At 70.0% G+C, this 20,081-nt stretch carries 18 protein-coding genes; 6 read left to right on the top strand and 12 right to left on the bottom strand.

What is annotated here, in order from left to right:
- Positions 1 to 12: 12 nt before the first annotated feature.
- The 11 genes from IEY36_RS17145 to IEY36_RS17095 all read right to left on the bottom strand — a co-directional run bounded on the left by IEY36_RS17145 (position 13) and on the right by IEY36_RS17095 (position 10,462).
- Positions 13 to 933 (bottom strand): type II secretion system F family protein, encoded by a 921-nt coding sequence (locus tag IEY36_RS17145; RefSeq protein WP_188968819.1) that lies wholly within the window; start codon positions 931 to 933, stop codon positions 13 to 15.
- The gene (locus IEY36_RS17140; RefSeq protein ID WP_188968817.1) at positions 930 to 1,895 is read right to left on the bottom strand and encodes a type II secretion system F family protein; all 966 of its coding nucleotides are present in this window, start codon (positions 1,893 to 1,895) and stop codon (positions 930 to 932) included. The genes IEY36_RS17145 and IEY36_RS17140 overlap by 4 nt, the downstream gene beginning before the upstream one ends.
- On the bottom strand, positions 1,892 to 3,292 hold the full coding sequence (locus IEY36_RS17135; protein WP_188968810.1) for a CpaF family protein: 1,401 nt from the start codon (positions 3,290 to 3,292) through the stop codon (positions 1,892 to 1,894). Before IEY36_RS17135 ends, IEY36_RS17140 begins: the two co-directional genes overlap by 4 nt.
- On the bottom strand, positions 3,280 to 4,521 hold the full coding sequence (locus IEY36_RS17130) for an AAA family ATPase (protein ID WP_188968808.1): 1,242 nt from the start codon (positions 4,519 to 4,521) through the stop codon (positions 3,280 to 3,282). The genes IEY36_RS17135 and IEY36_RS17130 overlap by 13 nt, the downstream gene beginning before the upstream one ends.
- The gene (locus IEY36_RS17125) at positions 4,508 to 4,828 is read right to left on the bottom strand and encodes a hypothetical protein (protein WP_188968806.1); all 321 of its coding nucleotides are present in this window, start codon (positions 4,826 to 4,828) and stop codon (positions 4,508 to 4,510) included. The genes IEY36_RS17130 and IEY36_RS17125 overlap by 14 nt, the downstream gene beginning before the upstream one ends.
- Before the next feature lie 8 nt (positions 4,829 to 4,836).
- Entirely contained in the window at positions 4,837 to 6,288 is a 1,452-nt protein-coding gene (locus IEY36_RS17120) for a type II and III secretion system protein family protein (RefSeq protein ID WP_188968803.1), read from the bottom strand.
- Positions 6,285 to 7,157: a Flp pilus assembly protein CpaB gene (gene cpaB, locus IEY36_RS17115; protein ID WP_188968801.1), complete on the bottom strand. Its 873-nt coding sequence runs from the start codon at positions 7,155 to 7,157 to the stop codon at positions 6,285 to 6,287. Before cpaB ends, IEY36_RS17120 begins: the two co-directional genes overlap by 4 nt.
- A gap of 4 nt (positions 7,158 to 7,161) precedes the next feature.
- Positions 7,162 to 7,689 carry a prepilin peptidase gene (locus IEY36_RS17110; protein WP_188968799.1) on the bottom strand — a complete coding sequence of 176 codons (528 nt, stop codon included), beginning with the start codon at positions 7,687 to 7,689 and terminating at the stop codon, positions 7,162 to 7,164.
- A gap of 157 nt (positions 7,690 to 7,846) precedes the next feature.
- The gene (locus IEY36_RS30695) at positions 7,847 to 8,278 is read right to left on the bottom strand and encodes a Flp family type IVb pilin (RefSeq protein WP_229681384.1); all 432 of its coding nucleotides are present in this window, start codon (positions 8,276 to 8,278) and stop codon (positions 7,847 to 7,849) included.
- A gap of 82 nt (positions 8,279 to 8,360) precedes the next feature.
- Positions 8,361 to 9,281: a nucleoside hydrolase gene (locus tag IEY36_RS17100; protein WP_188968797.1), complete on the bottom strand. Its 921-nt coding sequence runs from the start codon at positions 9,279 to 9,281 to the stop codon at positions 8,361 to 8,363.
- The gene (locus tag IEY36_RS17095; RefSeq protein ID WP_229681383.1) at positions 9,278 to 10,462 is read right to left on the bottom strand and encodes an amidohydrolase; all 1,185 of its coding nucleotides are present in this window, start codon (positions 10,460 to 10,462) and stop codon (positions 9,278 to 9,280) included. Before IEY36_RS17095 ends, IEY36_RS17100 begins: the two co-directional genes overlap by 4 nt.
- Before the next feature lie 12 nt (positions 10,463 to 10,474).
- On the opposite strand from IEY36_RS17095, the gene IEY36_RS17090 reads away from it, so the two are divergent.
- From IEY36_RS17090 to IEY36_RS17065, 6 genes are all read left to right on the top strand, one after another.
- On the top strand, positions 10,475 to 11,224 hold the full coding sequence (locus IEY36_RS17090; protein WP_229681382.1) for a phosphoribosyltransferase: 750 nt from the start codon (positions 10,475 to 10,477) through the stop codon (positions 11,222 to 11,224).
- Positions 11,221 to 12,780: an ABC transporter substrate-binding protein gene (locus tag IEY36_RS17085; RefSeq protein WP_188968793.1), complete on the top strand. Its 1,560-nt coding sequence runs from the start codon at positions 11,221 to 11,223 to the stop codon at positions 12,778 to 12,780. The genes IEY36_RS17090 and IEY36_RS17085 overlap by 4 nt, the downstream gene beginning before the upstream one ends.
- Positions 12,781 to 12,870: 90 nt before the next feature.
- Positions 12,871 to 15,762 (top strand): molybdopterin-dependent oxidoreductase, encoded by a 2,892-nt coding sequence (locus IEY36_RS17080; protein WP_188968792.1) that lies wholly within the window; start codon positions 12,871 to 12,873, stop codon positions 15,760 to 15,762.
- A complete protein-coding gene (locus IEY36_RS17075; protein WP_188968790.1) occupies positions 15,759 to 16,502 on the top strand; it encodes a 4Fe-4S dicluster domain-containing protein in 744 nt (247 codons plus the stop codon). Before IEY36_RS17080 ends, IEY36_RS17075 begins: the two co-directional genes overlap by 4 nt.
- A complete protein-coding gene (locus IEY36_RS17070; protein WP_188968788.1) occupies positions 16,499 to 17,440 on the top strand; it encodes a dimethyl sulfoxide reductase anchor subunit family protein in 942 nt (313 codons plus the stop codon). Before IEY36_RS17075 ends, IEY36_RS17070 begins: the two co-directional genes overlap by 4 nt.
- A gap of 72 nt (positions 17,441 to 17,512) precedes the next feature.
- Complete coding sequence (locus IEY36_RS17065; protein WP_188968786.1) at positions 17,513 to 19,099, top strand: ABC transporter substrate-binding protein; 1,587 nt, start codon at positions 17,513 to 17,515, stop codon at positions 19,097 to 19,099.
- A 24-nt stretch (positions 19,100 to 19,123) separates the two neighbouring features.
- On the opposite strand, the gene IEY36_RS17060 is transcribed toward IEY36_RS17065, so the two are convergent.
- Complete coding sequence (locus IEY36_RS17060) at positions 19,124 to 20,011, bottom strand: LysR family transcriptional regulator (RefSeq protein ID WP_188968784.1); 888 nt, start codon at positions 20,009 to 20,011, stop codon at positions 19,124 to 19,126.
- Positions 20,012 to 20,081: the final 70 nt, after the last annotated feature.

Genomic DNA, 20,081 nt, shown 5'->3' with positions numbered 1-20,081 from the left:
AACTCCTTCGGCTCAGGGACGCGACGCGATGTCGAGCACCCGCAGCACGGCGGGACCACCGACGATCAGGAAGATGCAGGGCAGGATGAATGCGATGGTGGGCATGGTGAGCAGCGCCGGCAGCCGCGCCGCGCGCGCTTCGAAGCGCATCAGGGTTTCGTGGCGCAGCTCGGTGGCCAGGGTTCGCAGCGCCTGGGCGAGCGGCGTACCGTATTGCAGCGTCTGCGCCAGGGTGCCGCCAAGCCGGCGCAGGGAATCGAGGCCGGTTCGGTCGCCCATGTTCTGCAAGGCCTGGCGACGGTCGGACAGGATGCGCAGCTCGGTGCCGACATTGCCGAATTCGGTGGCGACGGCGCGGTTCGCCTCGGCCATCTCGATCGAGACGCGTTCGACCGCGGCTTCCAGCGGCAGGCCCGCCTCGGCGCAGATCACCATCAGGTCGAGCGCATCGGCGAGGCCGCGTTCGACCTGCTTCGCGTGCATCTCGCGCAACCGGCGCAATGCCATGTCGGGGAGCACCAGCCCGGCCACAGCCGCGCCGGCGACGAGCAGGTTGCGCCCCATCGGCCCCATAACCGAGGACAGCGGCAGGGCGATGAAGGGCAGGCCGACCATCAGCATGACCTTGGTGCCGATGAACACCGCCACGGCGCGCGAACCACGGAAGCCGGCGGCCATCACGGTGCGCTGCAATTCGGCCAGGGTCTCGCCCTTGACTATGCCGCTGGCGAGCACCGCCTGGCCCACCGCGCGGGCGGCGCGCTGCGGCCATGGCGCGGGCTCGAGCTGGTTCTGGTTGCCCAGGCCGCGCAACGTGGCGATGCGCGCCTGCATGCGCTCGATCCGCCGCAGCCGCGGCAGCAGCAAGGCGGCGCAGAGCAGCATCGCCGCCATGATGGCGCCGGCCGCCTGCAACAGCATGATGCGGTTCATGACAGGGACCGCCGAATGATCGCCTTCATCGTCCCGAGCCCGAGGGCGAGCGAGCCCAGCGCCGAGGCCAGCACGACATTGCCGCGCGGGTCGTTGAACAGCACCAGCACGTAGCGCGGGTTGATCAGCAGCAGCGCGCAGGCGGCGAAGACGGGCACAGCGGAGAGGACATAGGCGCTGGCCCGCGCCTGGGAGGCGAGCGCATGGCCGCGCAGCCGCGTCGCCACCCGCTTGCGCACGACATCGGCAAGGTTGTCGAGCGTTTCGGTAAGGTTGCCGCCGGCGCTGTTCTGCAACGTGAGGGCGACGGCGAAGAAGCGGTATTCCGGCAGGCCCGAGCGGCGGGCGAGACGCTTCAGCGCGTCTTCTAACGGCACGCCGATCGCCAGCTTGTTCGACAGGCGGCGGAACTCGGCGCCGGTCGGGTCGGGCACTTCGCGGCCGATGGTGCGCAGCGCCTCGACCACCGGGATGCCGGCGCGCACCGCGCGCACCACCATGCCGAGCGCGTCGGGCAATTGCTTGTAGAGCGCGGCCGCCCGTTTGCGATGCACCGAGGTGAAGAACCACCGCGCGACCATGACCCAGACGACAGGGGTCAGGAGCCAGGCCTTCGGGCCGAACATCGTTGTCAGATAGGCGGCGCCGAGCGCGGCCGGCGCGGCGGCGAGAAGGACGACCAGCGTTGGCGCGATGGGGTATTGGTCCAGCCGCTCGGGTTCCCAGCCGAACAGGCGCGACAGGCGGCGTTCGAGCGGTTCGGGCAGGCGCAGCAGGGAGGCTTCCGGGCTGCGCTGGGCGACTCGGCTGGTCGTGCGCTGCCGCGCATGCGGCAGCGAATGCGCGGCGAAGCGCGCCGCCAACAGCCGCCCGCGCCCGCGGCTGCCGGTGCTGTGCAACCCCCACAGCGCCAGGCCGAGGCCGAGCAGGATGGCGAGCAGCAGGGCGAGAAGGCCGCTCATGGCTCGGATTCCTCCAGCGCGTTGAACCAGGCGCGGTCGAGGCCGAAATAGGCGAGCCGCGGCGCGAAGGCCGGGCAGGCGCGGCTGACGCGGTAAGAGCCGCGAAGCTTGCCGCCGGGGTCCTCGCCTTCGTATTCCCACTGGAAGATGTCGTTGAGCACGACGACCTCGCCCTCCAGCCCGCAGACTTCAGTGATCTGGGTACAGCGGCGCGCGCCGTCGCGCATGCGTTCAATCTGCAGGATGATGTCCACCGCGGAGACGATCTGCTGGCGGATGGCGCGCGCGGGCAAAGCCGTCTGGCCCATCAGCACCATGTTCTCGATGCGGGTGACGGCATCGCGCGTGGTGTTGGCGTGGATGGTGGACATCGAGCCGTCATGGCCGGTGTTCATCGCCTGCAGCATGTCGAAGGCCTCGGCGCCACGGCACTCGCCGAGGATGATGCGGTCGGGGCGCATGCGCAGCGCGTTCTTGACGAGGTCTCGCTGGGTGACCTCGCCACGGCCTTCGAGGTTGGGCGGGCGGGTCTCCAGCGGGATGACGTGCGGCTGTTGCAGTTGCAGCTCGGCGGCGTCCTCACAGGTGACGATGCGTTCGGTCGGGTCGATCAGCCGCGACAGGGCGTTGAGCATGGTGGTCTTGCCCGAACCGGTGCCGCCCGAGACGATGATGTTGAGTCGGGCGCGCGCCGCGACTTCGAGCACGCGCGCCATCTGGCCGTTGAGCGAGCCGTTGCGGACCATCTGTTGGAAGTCGATCTTGCGCTTGGCGAATTTGCGGATCGACAGGCAGGGGCCGAGCAGCGAGAGCGGCGGGAAGATGATGTTGACCCGGCTGCCATCGGGCAGGCGGGCGTCGACCATCGGGCTGCTCTCGTCGATGCGCCGGCCGATTTGCGCGGCAATGCGCTGGGCGATGCCGGCCAGATGCGCGGCGTCGCGGAAGCGGATGCCGGAGAGGGTCAGCTTGCCCTTCTGCTCGATGAAGACGCGAAAGGGGCCGTTCACCATGATGTCGGTGACCGTCTCATCCTCCAGCAGCGGGGCGAGCGGGCCGAGGCCGAGCATGTCATCGACGAGGTCGGCGGCGACCTCGCGCTGTTCGCGCGCCGAGAGGCTGATGCGTTGCTGGTCGGCCAGTTCGGCGATCATGCGCTCGACTTCGGCGAAGAGCGCTTCCTGCGGCAGGGCGGCGACCGAAGCGGGGTCGATGCGGGCCAGGCAGAGCGTGCGGAGCTCGGCTTTCTGGCGTTGCTGCGGCGTCGCCGGTGCGCTGGGTTCGGCCGGGGCTGGCGGCAGTTCGGCCACGGGTGGTGACGGGGCCGGTGCGTCATGCGACGCGTCGTCGCGCACCAAGCGGCCGAAGGCGGGGGCGGGCAGGTCTAGCGGAACCATCGCTTGAACAGCCCCTTCTTCACCTCCTCCTCGCCCTCGGTGCGGATCGAGGCGACTTCCTGCACCAGGCGCAGCAGGGCGGTGCGGAACGGGCCGCGCCGCGTGCCCGCCGCCTCGCCGAGGTCGGCCGCCGCCGGCACGAGTTTGGGCAGCCAGGGGACGATGAGGTCGGGGTCCTCGCCGAGCGCCTCCTTCATCTGCGCGGCGGTCAGCAGGCCCGGCTGGCTGGCGCGATTCAGCACGGTGAAGGCTCGGCGCGACTGGGTCGGCGCATTGGGGATGGCGGCGTAGCGCAGCATCTCCCGCGCGCCGGCGAGCGTCGCATCGGTCACGAGGACGCGCTGGTGCGCCATGTTCAGGATCTCGCGCGCGATCGGCGTGCTGCGCGCGGGCAGGTCCACCACGACGAAATTGTAGCGTCGGCGCAGCATCGTCATCAGCCGCGCCGCCGCGCCTGGTTGGGCCTGCACGGGTTCGAGCAGCTTCTCCTCCGCCGCCAGCACATGGAGGCGTTCGCCGCAGGGCTGCGCGGTGCGTTCGATGAACAGCTCATCCACGCGTTCGGGGTGTTCAAGGGCGGCGCGCAGCCCGTTGCTGGTGCGCGCGCCGAGCAGCAAGGCCGCCGCGCCGCTGTGCAGGTCGCCATCGAACAGCACGGTGTGGCGCCGTGCTTCCTCGCCCAGATGCCAGGCGAGGTTGGCCGCCAGCGTCGTCGCGCCCACGCCGCCGCGCACGCCGGTGACGGTGATGACGCGCCCGCCGCGCAGATGCATGTCCCGCTGCGTGCCGCCCTGGCGCAGATAGGGGAGCAGGTGGCGGGCCACCATTTCCTGCGTCAGCGGCTTGAACAGGTATTCCAGCACGCCAAGGCCGCGGGTGAGCTGCCTGTAGAACGCGGCGTCCTGGCGTTCGCCGATGACCAGCACGCGGACATCGGGTTCGACGACGAGGGCGAGCTCCTCGAGCGCGGTGAGCGGTTGGTCGACGCCGCTGACATCGACGATCAGCGCCTGCGGCGTGGAACTGCGCTTGAGAGACTTGGTGGCGACGACGACATCGCCACGCCGAACCTCCGACCCCTCCCCCAGTTCGGCAAGCAGCGTTTCGCGCAGGACGGCGTCGGACCCGGCATCGGTGACGAAGGCGACCAGCGGCGCGCGGTCGCTCGACGGCGCGGAAGCCTGCGCCGCGGCCGGCGCCATCCGGTCGGGGCTGTCAACGCCCGCCATCGCCCGCTCCGGCCGAGGAGGGTGCCGCGCCGGCGGTGCCGGTCGCCTGCAGGCGCGCGACCGAAGCGGCGGCCAGCGGGTGCACCCGGTCCGTGCGCAGGCGGCGGATGGCGGCGACCGAGGCCTGGCCATCCGAGCGCGGGTCGTCCACGCCGTGTTCGAGTGTCAGCGGGTCGGCGACATGCAGGCGCAGATTGGCGTCGTTCGCGCCACGCGGGCGCCAGACGCCCTCGCGGGTGAAGGGGTCGATGGAGGAACAGCCGCCGAGGGCCAGGAGAAGCAGCGCGAGGGGGGCGTGACGCATCATCGCCTGCCTCAGTCCAGCACGAAGCCGGGCGTGCCGGACAGGTTGCGCGCCGGCGCGGTGGCGCCGGTGCCGCGCCCGGTCTGGCGCAGCAGCAGGATGCGCTCGACGTCGTTGGGCTGGGTGAAGCCGTCGAGCGGCGAGGCCACCGCGCGGGGGTTGTCGGCCGGGCGCACCAGGTAGGGGGTGATGATGATGACGAGCTCCGTCTCGTTGCGCTGGTAGCGGTCGGAGCGGAACAGCGCGCCGAGGATCGGCACCTCGCCCGCGAAGGGCAGTGCGCGGCCGGTGTTGCGCGACGAATCCTGCAGCAGGCCGGCGATGGCGAAGGCCTGGCCGGAGCCGAGTTCCACGGTGGTCTCGGCACGGCGCACGGTCAGCGAGGGGACGGTGACGGTGTTGTTGTTGCCGGCGAGCAGCCGCACGGCGCCCTGGTCGGACAGCTCGCTGACTTCCGAGCGGATGCGGAAGGAGATGCGACCATCGGACATCACCGTCGGCACGAAGGCGAGGCCGACGCCGAATTGCTTGAACTCGATGGTGACCTGGTTCTCGCGCTGGGAGACCGGGATGGGGAATTCGCCGCCGGCGAGGAAGGAGGCAGTCTCGCCGGAGGTCGCCGTCAGGTTCGGCTCGGCGAGGATCGTGACGAGGCGGTCCTGCGCCAGCGCGTCGATCACCGCGTTGATGTCGCGCAGTGCCGCGTTGCCGGTGCGGAAGCCGACGCCGATGCGGTCCGACGGCGCGGTGCGGTCGAAGGCGAAGTTCAACGTTTCCAGTGCGGCGGAGGTTGGCGCGCCGATCAGCGTGCCGATGCGCCCGATGGTGCCGAGCGCCTGCCAGTTGACGCCGAGCTGGCGCGTCACCTCGCGCGAGACTTCCGCCACGCGCACGCGTAGATTCACTTGGGTTGCGCCGGTGACGGTGATGCGGTTGTCGATCGGCAGGCGGTCATTGTCGACGCGCGAGCGCACCAGGGTTTGCGCGCGTTCGGCGTCCGCCGGTGCGCTGACCGTACCGCTGAGGACGATGCCGCCGGGGCCGGATTCGACGCGCATGGTGCGGTTGCCGGGGAAGCCGCGGCGCAGCGCCGAGGTGATATCCGACAGTAGGAAAGCCGAGGGGCGCACCGTCACTTCCCATTGCACCAGCGGCATGCCGGCGGCGTCCATCGCCGCGAGGGTGGTGCGCCCCGGCGCGACACCGAAGACGAAGACGCTGGTCGGGCTGGCCGGGCGCATCTCGGCGATGCGCGGGTCGGCGGCGAAGAGGCTGGCGGCGGGGGCGGAGAGTACCAGCACGCGGCCGGTGCCGGCCTCCAGCGCCAGGCGCTCGATGCGCATGCCGGCCGGCGATTGCGCGACCGGCAGCGAGGCGTCGGCCGGCGATTGGGCCTGCGCCGGCACGGCCAACGCCAGCCAGGCGCAGGCGGCCGCGAGGTGGCGCGCGAGGTGCGTCCTCATCGAAAGCGAATCTCCTCGACCCGTCCTGGGCCCCCGAAGACACGGATGGTGGAGCCGGCCCCGCCGGTCTCCCCGGGCGTCGTCACACCGACCGGCGCGAAGGCGCTGCTGACATCGCCGCCCCAGACCGGGCGCTGGTCGAGCCGTTCCTCGATCGGCGTGCCGGCGGCACGCAAAGCGAGGGAGAGGCGGCCGAGGCGGGTCGCGACCGCGACGCGCGTCGCCTGCTCGGCGCTGACCTCAAGGGTGACGGTGCGGTTAGTCTCGCGCAGGGAGTCGCCGACCTGGCCGGGCTGCATGCCCTGCACCAGGTGGCGGTCCACCGCGATGACGCGCGCGGCGGTCAGCACTGTCTCTCCGGCCACGCGGCGGGCGGGGGTGGCGTCGTGCTCATCGAAGGACTGGGTCAGGATGACGTCGACACGGTCCCCGGGCCAGATCAGACCGGCGGTGCCGGAGACGGCATCGACGCCGACTGTAACCGCCCGCATGCCAGGCGCGAGCACGGCGGCGAGGAAGCCGTTCTCGCCCGGGCGCAATACGCCGTCGAAGCGCAGCACGTCGCCCTGGCTGAGGGTGCGGCGGACCATCGCACCGATGAAGTCGATGCGGGCCTCGGGTGCGTCGCGCATCGCGCCTTCCGGCAGTTCGGCGACGAAGGTCTCGCGCGCCGTCACGTCTTCGGGCTTCAGCAGGGTGCCGGCCTGCACGGCGCGGGCGGCGACCAGCACGGCGATGCGTTCCGGCGGGGCCTCGGCCGCGGCCTGCCGAGGCGCCTGCGGGGTGGGCGCCATGGCGATGACGCCGAGCACCCCCAGGCCGGCGACGCCGACAAGCATGACCGCGATGAGGACGAGGCGCAGGCCCATCGCGTCAGACCTCCGGCCGGATCAGAACGAAGGCGGTGCCGAGGGCGATGGCGACGCCATAAGGCAGCGGCGCGCCGGCGCGGATGCGACGGGCTTCGCGGCGCAGCGCCCGGTGCAGCGCGCCACGCGGCCGGCCATCGGCGTTCAGGGTGCGCAACAAGGGGCGCAGCGCGAGGTGCAGCAGGGCGAGCACACCGCCGGCCAGGGCGACGGCCAGCAACTGGACGGGAACCAGGGCGGGCGGCAGCAGCAGCGCGGTGGCGGCGAGCAGTTTCACGTCGCCGCCGCCGAGCGCGCCGCGCAGCCACAGCAGCATGCCGCCGAGCAACACGGCGGCCGCCAGCAGTAGGGCGATGCCGAGGACGCCGCCGCCGGCCAGCCCCTGGCGCAGCAGGCCCGCCAGCGCGACCGACGCGACGACCGGGTTCGGAATGCGGCGGAACATGACGTCACCGAGCGCCGCCGCGAGCAGCAGCGGCAGCGCCAGCATGGCGACGGCGTCGGCCAGGGTATCGGGGGGGAACGGGACCATCGCAGCGATCATCGCCGGGCCACGTGAAGGAAGGGTTGAGCCGGGGAGCGCACGGTGCGGCAGGCCCTTCGCCTGCCGTCCCGGCGGTGTTGAGCATGGCATGTCGGCGCCATGTCGACCCTGCGCGCGATGATGGCGGTGCAGCGCACCGCCAGGATCAGGCCGGGGCCACGAACTTGGCGGCGATGCCGTTCAGCATGGCATCGAGATTGCCACCGAGCAGCGTCAGGCCACCAATGATCGCGACCGCGATGAAGGCCGCGATCAGCCCGTATTCCATGGCCGTCACGCCGCGCGTGTCGGCCTTCAGCGCAGACAGGCGCGCCGCAATCGTATTCAGCATCGTCGGATCTCCGATGACGCGCGCGTCAGCGAGACGCGCGAGGGGGGGGGTTGCGGGCCAGGCATCCTGCCAGCCGTCGAGCGGTCCCGGTTGCGGCGCCGCGGGCGGCTTGTTGATCCGTCGCGAGCACCGAGCCGGGCCCTCACCGTCATTTGAGATCAGGGTGGTTAATGCGTGATGAAGGCGACGCGCGGCCACCGGCGTTGTCTCGAAAGTCGCCTCAGGACGGTTTTCGCGGTTCGGCACCGGCCCGTACCGCCATCCGGCCGCCCAACGAGAGTATCCCGGGTCGAGGTTCGGGCCGGTGCCGGACTTTCAAGACAGACTCTCAGGGCAGCGTGGCGAGGCGTTCCGTCAAGAACGCGAAAAATCGCTCGGCATCGAGGGTGTCGAGCAGTCGCGCATTCGGCGCGGCGCCGCTGCGCTCCCAGCGATCGACCACGGTGCGGCCGCGCGCGACGCCGGCGCATTCGACATGCACATGCACGTCGCGGCTGGTGAAGAGCGTCGGGTCGAGCAGCCAGGCGACCGCGCAGGGGTCGTGCAGCGGGTGGCCTTGATGGGCGAATCGGCGGGAGGTCGGCACGCTTTCCATGATACGCGCGGCGGCATCGAGGCAGGCGCCGCTGCCAGCCGCGCGCAGGGTAGCGATGCGCGCGGGCGTCACGAGCGCCTGGGCGGTGAGTTCCAGCGTCGCCAGCGTCACCGGCCGGCCGCAGGCCAGCAGCATGGCGAGCGCCTCAGGGTCGGACCAGGCGTTGAACTCGGCCGAGGGGGTGATGTTGCCCTCCGACCAGGCGCCGGTCATCAGCACGATCTCCTCGACGCGGTCGATCAGCGCGGGTTCGGCGGCGAGGGCGAGGGCGAGGTTGGTCGCCGGGCCGATGCCGATGAGCGTGACGCTGCGTTCGGCGCGCAGCAGGGCGCGGATGGCGTCGGCGGCGATGCCCGGCGTGGCGGGCGGGCCGTGCGGCAAGGCGACGCCGGCCAGGCCGTCGGCGCCGTGCACGCGCGTTTCGCTCATGAAGGCACCGAGCAGCGGGCCTTCGGCGCCGGCGACGATCGGCACCGTCTTCGCAGTCAGCCCGACAACGGCGCGCGCGTTGCGCAGCGTGTGGTCGAGCCCGACATTGCCGCCGGCCACCGTGACAAGCCGGACATCGAGTTCCGGCGAGGCCATGGCCAGCCACAATGCGATCGCGTCATCGGTGCCGGGGTCGGTGTCGATGACGCAGGCGCGGCGGGTCACGCGAGCTCCTGTTCCACCAGGGTGCACCAGAAGGCGGCGCCGTGCGGGAGCGCAGCGTCGTTGAAGTCGAAATGCGGGTTATGATGGAAGCCCTCGGGATGCGCCGGGGCGCCGGTGCCGAGCCAGACATAGGCACCGGGGCGGGCGAGGAGGAATTCGGAGAAGTCCTCGCCGGGGGTCAGCGGCGGGTGATCGTCCATGGTCAGGCCCTCCCCTACCGCACTGCGGGCGGCGCGGACCGCGACGGCGGCCTGTTCGGCGCGGTTGATGGTGGGGGAGATGCGGCGGATGTAGTGCGGTTCGGCCTGGACGCGGCAGATTGTAGCGACGCTGTGGGCGACCTCGACCAAGCGGGCTTCGAGGTGGCTGCGGACTTCCTCGGTGAAGGCGCGGGCGGTGCCGCAGAGGAAGACTTCGGAGGGGATGACGTTGGGCGCGCGGCGCTGGCCGGCGGCCATGTGACCGACGCTCAGCACGGCGGCCTGCAGCGGGTCGATCTCGCGGGCGACGATCATCGGCAGGGCGGCGATGAATTGCGCGGCGGCGAGCGGCGCGTCGGTGCCCAGATGCGGGCGGGCGCCGTGGACGCCGGCACCGCGGAAGGTGACCTCCCAGGTGTCCGACGACGCCAGCACGGCGCCCTTCGGCACGGCGATGGTGCCGACCGGCAGACCGGGCAGATTGTGCATGCCGTAGACGGCATCGACGGGGAAGCGGTCGAACAGGCCTTCCTTGACCATGCGGGCGGCGCCGCCGAGGGATTCCTCGGCCGGCTGGAAGATGAAGTGGACGGTGCCGCCGAAACGGTCGCGGTTGGCCGCGAGCCAACGCGCCGCGCCGAGCAGCGTGGCGGTGTGGCCGTCATGGCCGCAGGCGTGCATCTTGCCGGGGGTGGTGGAGGCATAGTCGGCGCCGGTCATTTCCGGCATGGCCAGCGCATCCATGTCGGCGCGCAGGCCGATGGCGCGGTTGCCGCCGGTACCGCACGTGCCGGTCAGGGTGCCGACCACGCCGGTCTCGCCGATGCCGGTCTCGACCGCGATGCCCCACTGCTTGAGCAGGTCGGCGACGATGCCGGCGGTGCGGGTTTCCTCGAAGCCCAGTTCCGGGTGGCGGTGGAAGTCCCGGCGCCAGGCGGTCATGTCCTCGGCGAGGGGTGACAATTCCTCCGGCGTGGGCATGGTCGCTCTCCGTTGCTGCGCTGCGGCGAAGATGCCACGCTGGGCGCCATTCCACCACGGGCCGAGATCATGGAGTTCTGGCAGGCTTTCACCGCCCCGACCGGCGAGGACGGCCCCTTCACCGACCGCTACCCCGCGCCGATGCCCGATGGGTCGCGGCTCGTGCTGCCGCTGCGCGATTATGGCGAGATCGGCGTCGCCGGCTTCATCGCCAACCAGGCGGCGATCGTCGTTGCCCAGCGGATCGGCGGCTGGATGGCGGAGGCGGCGCGCGGTCTCGGAGCCGAGATCGTGGTGGGGCTGCCGACGCTCGGGCAGGTTTTCGCGCCGGCGGTGGCGCAGGGGCTCGGGCATGCCAATTGGGTGGCGCCGGGCTGGTCGCGCAAGCGGTGGTACGAGGAAGCGCTGTCGGTGCCTGCCTCATCCTCCACCGCACCGGCGGAACGGCGGCTGTGGCTCGACCCGCGCCTGTTGCCGCGGCTGGCGGGCAAGCGGGCGCTGCTGGTGGACGATGTGATCTCGACCGGGTCCTCGGCGCTGGCGGGGGTGGCGTTGCTCGATGGGGTCGGCGCGCGGCCGGTCGGGCTGCTGGTAGGGATGGCGCAGGGCGGTCGCTGGCGCGCCACCTGGCCGGCCGATATTCCGGTGCGCGCGGCTTTCGCGACGCCGATCTTCGCGCGTGTTTCCGGCGGCTGGATGCCGCGTGCCGGGAGTGCGCCGTACGATCTCTGCCCCCTGATGTCCGGGAAGGACGCCGCATGAAACGCCTGCTGCTCGCCGCCGTGGCGGCCCTCGCCCCCCTCGCCGCCCAGGCGCAGGAGCGCGCGTCACTGCGCATCGGCGTCGAGACCGGGCCGACCAGCCTCGACCCGCATTACGCCAGCCTGATCACCAATGTCGCCTTCGCGCGGCATGTGTTCCAGCCGCTGGCGGAACAGGATGATCGCCAGGTGTTGCGCCCGGCCATCGCGCGGTCCTGGCGGGTGGTGGATGACACCACCTGGGAGTTGGAACTCGACCCGAATGCGCGGTTCTCGGACGGGCGCCCGGTGACGGTGGACGACATCGCCTTCACCATTGCCCGCGCGGGGGATGTGCCGAATTCGCCATCGTCGTTCCGCTATGCGACGCGGCCGGTGCAGGCGGTTGAGCTGGTCGGGCCGCACACCATCAGGCTGCGCACCAATGGGCCGGTGCCGCTGCTGCTGAACCAGCTCGCGCTGGTGATGATCGTGCCGAAGCGCGAGGGGCTGACCACCGCGGCCTTCAATGACGGTTCGGCGATGATCGGCAGCGGGCCATATCGGCTGGTCTCGTGGCAGCCGGGGCAGCCGGTGCGCTATGCGCGCAACGAGGCCTTCACCGGCACGCAGCCCGCCTTTCCCACGGTGGAGTTCCGGCCGATCGGAAATGCCGGGGCGCGCGTCGCGGCATTGCAATCGGGCGATGTGGACCTGATCGAGATCATCCCGCCCGAGCAGTTCGAGCGGTTCAGGACCAATCCGCGCTTCGCCACGGCGCAGAGCCCGTCGAACCGGCTCATTTTCCTGACGCTCGATTCCGGGCGGGAGGAGAGCCCGCATGTGCGCGCACCGGAGGGCTCGCCACTGCGCAACCCGCTGCGCGATGCTCGGGTGCGGCGGGCGCTGTCCATCGCCATCAATCGCGATGCGCTGGTCAGCCGCACCATGCAGGGCCAGGCGGTGGCGGCGGGGGATTTGGGGCCGGCGGGGTATTTCGGCACCTCGCCCGACCTGACGCCGCCCGCCTTCGACCTGGCCGAGGCGCGGCGCCTGCTGGCCGAGGCGGGGTACCCGCATGGCTTCGCCGTGCAGGTGAACGGACCGAATGACCGCTACGTGAATGACGAGCAGGTGGTGCAGGCGATCGCGCAGATGTGGACGCGCGCCGGGCTGCAGGCGAGCGTCGAGGTCAAGCCGCGCGGCGTGTGGCTGAGCGAGGCGGCGCAGCTGCGGTATTCGGTGAACCTGGCGGGCTTCTCGCCCAACCCCGAGGTGCTCGGGATGCTGGTGACGCAGATCCATAGCTGGGACACCACGCTGGGGATGGGCACGGCGAATCGCGGGCGGTTCGGCAACCCCGAGATCGACGCCATGATCCAGCGCGCCAGCACCACCATGGATGACGCCACGCGCGAACGGCTGACGCAGGAGGCGACGCGGCGGGCGCTGCGCGACGAGACCGCGCTGCTCCCACTGTATTTCCAGGTGAATACCTGGGCGATGCGCCAGGGCATCACCTATCAGGCGCGGACAGATGAGATGACGCTGGCCTTCTCCGCCGGGCGCGCGCCGTGAGGGTGCCAGCGCGGCGCTGAAGGGGTAGTTGCGAGACGTTCGCATCACGGGAGCGCCTTCGCGCTCCCCCCTTTGCGCAGCTGGCACGCCATGCGCTACTTCGGGGACGACGTTCAGGGGAAGACCATGCCGGCGGATGGTGGCGCGACAGACAAGATCATCTACTCGGCGCCGATCGGCGACGAGGTCAAGACGACCACCTGCTACATGTGCGCCTGTCGCTGCGGCATCCGCGTCCATCTGAAGGACGGCCGCGTTCGCTACATCGAGGGCAATCCGAACCATCCGGTGAACAAGGGCGTGCTCTGCGGCAAGGGCAGCGCCGGGATCATGACGCAGTATTCGCCCGCGCGGTTGCAGGCGCCGCTGAAGCGTGTCGGGCCGCGCGGGTCGGGCGAATATGCCGAGATCAGCTGGGATGAGGCGATCGAGACCGCCACCGGCTGGCTGAAGCATGTGCGGGAGACGGACCCGAAGAAGCTGGCGTTCTTCACAGGGCGCGATCAGTCGCAGTCGCTGACCGGCTTCTGGGCGGCGCAGTTCGGCACGCCGAATTTCGCGGCGCATGGCGGGTTCTGTTCGGTGAACATGGCGGCCGGCGGGCTGTACACCATCGGCGGGTCGTTCTGGGAGTTCGGCGAGCCGGATTGGGAGAACGCGAAATACCTGATGATCTTCGGCGTTGCCGAGGACCATGATTCCAATCCGATCAAGACCGGGCTCGCCTCCATGAAGGGGCGCGGGTCGAAGATCGTCTCGGTCAATCCGGTGCGCACCGGGTATTCGGCGATCGCCGATGAATGGGTCGGCATCCGTCCGGGGACGGATGGGCTGTTCATCATGGCGCTGATCCATGAGCTGATCCGCACCGACCAGGTCGATGGGGAATTCCTCGCCCGCTACACCAATGCGCCGTGGCTGGTGGTGCGCAATCCGGGTGGGGCGGATGACGGGCTGTTCGCCCGCGATGCCGATGGCAAGCCGCTGGCCTGGGACCGCGCGCGTGGTGCGATCCCGGCCGATGACGTGACGCTGAGCGCGGTGCTGGTGGGGGATTTCACACTGCCCGACGGGCGCGCCGCGAAGCCGGTGTTCAACCTGATGGCCGAACGCTACCTCGGCGACGAATACGCACCGGAGGCGGTTGCCGAACGCTGCGGCTTTCCGGCCGAGCGCATCCGGCGCCTCGCCGCCGAGATCGCCGATGTGGCCTTCAACCAGACGCTGACGCTGGACATTCCCTGGACGGATGTGTGGGGACGAAAGCACGACAAAATGGTGGGGCGGCCCGTCGCCTTCCATGCGATGCGTGGCATCTCCGCGCATTCCAACGGCATGCACACCTGCCGGGCGCTGCACATCCTGCAGATGGTGTTGGGCGCCGTCGATACGCCGGGTTCGTGGCGGTACAAATCGCCCTTCCCTCGGCCGATCCCACCGGGGCCTGGGCCGGCCGGCAAGGGGGCGAAGCCGAATACTCCGCTCGCGGGCAATATCCTTGCCTTCACCCATGGGCCGGATGATCTGCTGGTCGAGGATGACGGCACGCCGCTGCGGATCGACCATTCGTTTTCGTGGGAGGCGCCGCTCGGCCTGCATGGGATGATGCATTCCGTCATCGGCCATGCGGCGGCGGGTGATCCGTACAAGATCGACACGCTGTTCATGTTCATGGCTAACATGGCATGGAACAGCGCGATGAACCCGCTGGAGACGATCCGCTGCCTGACGGCGCAGGAAGAGAATGGCGACTACGTCATTCCGCACGTCATCTATTCGGACGCCTATTTCTCCGAGACGGTGCCCTACGCCGACCTGATCCTGCCGGACACGACGTATCTGGAACGCTGGGACGCGATCAGCATCCTCGACCGTCCGATCGGGTCCTCGCATGGGCCGGGCGATGCGATCCGCCAGCCGGTGGTCAAGCCGGACCGCAATGTGCGGCCCTTCCAGGAGGTGCTGATCGAGCTCGGCGCGCGGCTCGGCCTGCCGGCCTTCGTGAAGGAGGATGGGTCGCCGCGCTTCAAGGATTACCCGGACTACATCGTCAATCATCAGCGCACGCCGGGTGTCGGGCCGCTCGCGGGTTGGCGTGGTGAGGATGGCTCGAAGAAGGGTGTCGGCGAGCCGAACCAGGACCAGTTGCAGCGCTACATCGACAATGGCTGCTTCTGGCGGCACCACCTTGCGCCGGAAGAATCCTACTTCAAGCACGCCAATCGCACCTATCTGGATAATGCGAAGGCGATGGGCATGATGGGCAACGCCAACCAGATCGTCATGCAGATCTGGTCGGAGCCGTTGCAGAAGTTCCGCCTCGCCGCCGAGGGGCATGGCGCCAAGCAGCCGCCGGAGAATCTGCGCGAGCGCGTGCGGACGTATTGCGACCCGCTGCCTTTCTGGTACGCGCCGCTCGAACAGCAGCAGCACGATACCGACCCCTACCCGTTCTCGGCCGTCACACAGCGGCCGATGGCGATGTATCATTCCTGGGGGTCGATGAATGCATGGCTGCGGCAGATCCATGGCTCCAACAAGCTGTACATGTCGCGCGAGCGCGGCACGGCCGAAGGGCTGGCGCAGGATGACTGGGTGTGGGTGGAAAGCCGCAGCGGGCGGGTGAAGGCGCAATTGTCGCTGATGGAAGGCGTCAATCGCGACACCGTCTGGACGTGGAATGCCATCGGCAAGCGCGCAGGGGCGTGGATGCTCTCGCCGGATGCGGCGGAATCGCAGCGCGGCTTCCTGCTCAACCACGTCATCAGCGAATGGTTGCCGGCGCAAACCGGGCCGCGGCTGGCCAATGCCGACCCGGTGACCGGCCAGGCCGCCTGGTACGACCTGCGCGTGAAGGTGACGAAGGTCGCGCCGGGCGAGGAAGGCGTGACCGATCCCTATCCGACCATGCTGGAGCCGCCGCCGCATATGCCGGAAGCCATCGACATCCTGCGCTATGACGCGGGGGGGAAGACATCATGACCTCGCTGCCCGAAGCCCTGCCGGGGGCGAAGAAGCTCGGCCTCGTTATCGATCTCGACACCTGCGTCGGCTGCCAGGCCTGTGCGACCAACTGCAAGGAATGGAACACCAGCGGCCACATGGCGCCGCTGCCGGACCACAACCCGTATTCGGCCGGGCAGGAAGGCGTGTGGTTCAACCGCGTGCATTCCTATGAGGCCGGCGAGGGCGAGGAAGGCCGCACCGTCCATTTCCCGCGGTCCTGCATGCATTGCGAGACGCCGGCCTGCGTCACCGTCTGCCCGACCGGCGCGTCCTACAAGCGCGCCGAGGACGGCATCGTGCTGGTGAACACCGATATCTGCATCGGCTGCCAGTTGTGCGCCTGGGCCTGCCCCTATGGTGCGCGCGAATTCGACGATGATGCCGGCGTGATGAAGAAGTGCACGCTCTGCGTCGACCGCATCTACAATGAGACCATCCCCGAGGAACGGCGCGTGCCGGCCTGCGTCTCGACCTGCCCGGCGCAGGCGCGGCATTTCGGCGATCTTGGTGACCCCAACAGCGATGTCTCGAAGCTGGTGGCCGATCGTGGTGGCTATGGGCTGATGCCGGAGCTCGACTACAAGCCGGTCAATCGCTACCTGCCGCCGCGCCTCGCGCCGAAGGCCGATGCCGGGCCGCCACGCGATGCCGGCCCCCTGCCCTCGCAGATCACCAACCCGCTGCTGCGCTGGGTCGACAAGGTGCTGTCCCGATGAATCCGGCTCCCTCCATCATCTTCTTCACCGTGGCCTCGGGTGCGGGCTACGGGCTGCTGTTCTGGATGGGGTTGCTGCGCGCGCTCGGCCATTTGCCGCGTACGGCGGGGTTCGGGGCGCTCGCGGTCGGGCTTGCGCTGGTGTTGGTCATGCTCGGGCTGTTGTCCTCCACGGCGCATCTCGGGCGGCCGGAACGCGCCTGGCGGGCGCTCAGCCAGTGGCGGTCGTCCTGGCTGTCGCGCGAAGGCGTCGCGGCGGTGGTGACCTTCGCGCCGGCCGGGCTGTTCTTCCTCGCCGTGATCGCCCAGGCGGAATGGGTGGCGGTGCCGGCCGGGCTGCTCGCCGCCGCCGGCGCGGCGGTGACGGTGTGGTGCACCGGGATGATCTACGCCTCGCTGCCGACCATCCGGCAGTGGCACCATCCGCTGGTGGCGCCGGGCTACCTGCTGTTCGGCGCCTTCTCGGGCGCGGCGCTGCTGGCGATGCTGGCGGGGTTCTGGGGCGCCGCGACGTTGCCGGCGGCGCTCGCCGCGGTGCTCGGCGCGGCGGGCTTTCTGCTCAAGCGCGCCTATTGGGCGAGCGTCGATGCCGGCAAGCCGGGCTCGACGATGGAGAGTGCCACCGGGCTCGGCTTCATCGGCAAGGTCCGCACGCTCGACCCGCCGCATACCGAGACGAACTACCTGCTGCGCGAGATGGCGTTCCGCATCGGCCGCGTGCATGCGCAGCGGCTGCGGCGCATCGCGGCGTTGGCGGGCTTCGTGCTGCCGGCGCTGCTGCTGGTCCTTGCCCTGCTGTCGGGCGGCATGCTAGCGGCGATGCTGGCGGTCGCGGCGGCGGGGCTCGTCACGCTTGGCCTGCTGGCCGAACGCTGGCTGATGTTCGCCGAGGCGACGCATACGGTCGCGCTGTATTACGGCGTCGGCGAGCGGGGCTGACGCCGCAACCCTTGCGCCCGAGGGCGGCTTCCCCAAGGATCATCGGCAATGATCCTGGGGAGGAACAACGTCATGAAGCGCTCGGAATTCCTGCGCCTGTCAATGGCCGGCGTGACTTTGGTGGCGCTGCCACGGCCCGGCGCGGCACAGGCTGACGCGGCAGGCGACCTGCGCGCCGGGCTGAAGCTTAGCCCGACCTCGATGGACCCGCATTTCCGGCTCTCGGGCGAGCAGAACCTGTTGCGCGCGATCCATGCGCGGCTGGTGGGCATGACGCCCGACGGCAAGCCGGAGCCCGGCATCGCGCAATCCTGGCGGCCGGTGAATGACGGCTTGGCATGGGAATTCACGATCCGCCGGGACGCGACATTCTCCGATGGCAGCCCGATCACGGCCGAGGATGTCGCCTATTCCATCGCCCGGGTGCCGACCATCGAGGGGTCGGCCGGTGCCTACCACATCTTCGTCCGCGCCATCACGCGGACCGAAGTGAAGGACGCGCACACCATCCTGCTGCACACCGCCAGCCCCTATCCCTTCATGGCCGAGGACATGACGGAGGTGGCGATTATCGCCAAGGCGCTGGGGCCCAATCTGCGCACGGCGGATTTCAACAGCCAGGCGGTGAAGATCTTCTCCGGCCCGTACACACTGACGGATTTCCGCTTCGGCGAATTCGTCGCGATGCAGCGCAATCTGCATTGGTTCGGCGCGCGGCCGAGCTTCGAGACGGCGAATTTCAAGGTCATCGCCTCCGATTCCAGCCGCATGGCGGCGCTGCTCGCCGGCGACGTGCAGGCGGTGGACGAGGTCGCGGTGCCCGACATCGCGCGGCTGCGGCGCGATGCGGCGCTGAATGTCACGCAGATCGCCGGCATGCGCGTGATGTACATCTCGATGGACATGGACCGCGACGTCTCGCCGCAGATCCGCGACGCCAATGGCCAGCCGATGACGCGCAATCCGCTGAAGGATGTGCGGGTGCGCCAGGCGCTGTCCTTCGCCATCAACCGTGCTGCGATCGTCGATCGGGTAATGGAGGGCGCGGCGACGGTCGCGTCGAACCTGCTGCCGGATGGCACGCCGGGCACCTCCAGCGCGCTTGGCGTGACGCCTTTTGACGTGGAGCGGGCGCGCGGCCTGCTGACGGCGGCGGGGTATCCGAATGGCTTCCAACTCACGCTGCACGCGACCAACGACCGCTACCCGAATGACGAGAAGGTAGCGCAGGCGATCGCACAGTACTGGACGCGCATCGGCGTGAAGACGGATGTCGCGACACTGCCCAACGCCGCCTTCTTCCCCGCCGCGGCGCGGCAGACCTTCAGCGTCTTCGCCGCGCAATACGGCGCCGACAACGTCTCCTATGCCTATCGCGCCCTGGTCCACACCTATGACCGCGAGCGGGGCCTCGGCACCGCCAATCGCACGCGGCATTCGAGCCCGCGCGCCGATGCGCTGGTCGCCGAGGCGTTGCGCGAGATGGACGAGACGAAGCGCAACGGGCTGCTCGCGCAGGCATCGGAGATCGCGATCGGCGAGGAGGCGATCATCCACATGATCTACCACCCCGCCTATGTGTATGCGGCGCGCAAGCCGGTCTCGGTAACGCCCTATTATAACGGCGCGTTCCTGCCGCAGGCGGTGACACGGGGCTGACCGTCGCGGCGACTGTGGCAGCCCTCATGCCGCCGCATGCGCCGCGAGGAAGTCGACGAAGGCGCGGATGCGCGGCATGCGGTGCCGGCCGGGCGCGGTGATGGCCCAGACCGGCACCTCCTCAGAGGCATGCTGCGCCGCCAGCAGAGAGACCAGCCGGCCGGCGGCGATGTCTTCGCGCACCACGAACTCGCTGATGCGGATGACGCCGAGGCCGGCCAGCGCCATGTCGCGCAGCGCCTCGGCGCTGTCGGTGGCGAGGCGCCCTGGCACGGTCAGCGCGGCGAGGCCCTCGCCATCATGGAACGGCCAGATGGTCAGTCGCGCCTGGCCATGAAGCATGATGCAGTCATGGGCCAGCAGGTCGTTCGGCTGCCGAGGCGTGCCACGACGGTCGAGATAGGCGGGGGCGGCGCAGATCACGCGCCGGCCGGTCGCGATGCGGCGGGCGATCAGCGTGGAATCGTCGAGCGGGCCGGTGCGCAGCAGGACATCGGCGCCTTCCGCGACGAGGTCCACGCGCCGGTCGGTCACCGTCAGGTCGAGGGTGATGTCGGGGTATTCGGCGCAGAAGGCCGGCAGCAGCGGGATCAGGCGGTGGCGCGCATAGGCGGTGCCGGTATTCACCCGCAGATGGCCGCGCGGGCGGCCACGGCCGGCGGTGACCTCGGTTTCGGTGGCCTCGATCATGGCGAGGATGTCGCGCGCGCGGGCGGCGTAGGTCTCGCCCTCCGGCGTCAGCGCGATGCGGCGGGTGGTGCGGGTCAGCAGTCGGACGCCGAGCCGTGCTTCCAGTCGCTGGACGAGTTTCGACAGGGCCGAGGGCGTCTGCGGCGACCCGCGCGCGGCGGCGGCGAAGCCCCCGCGTTCGACGATGTGCAGGAAGGCCGCCATCTCGTCGGATTGGCCCATTGCGGACTCCAGTTCCTCAATGTCGATCCAGCATAGCCGATTATCGTCAAAGGGACGATGCACGACATGG

Source organism: Neoroseomonas lacus, from assembly GCF_014644535.1.
Lineage (GTDB): Bacteria > Pseudomonadota > Alphaproteobacteria > Acetobacterales > Acetobacteraceae > Neoroseomonas > Neoroseomonas lacus.
Note: the sequence above shows the minus strand (reverse complement) of the source record. Positions and strands in the feature narration are given on the sequence as shown.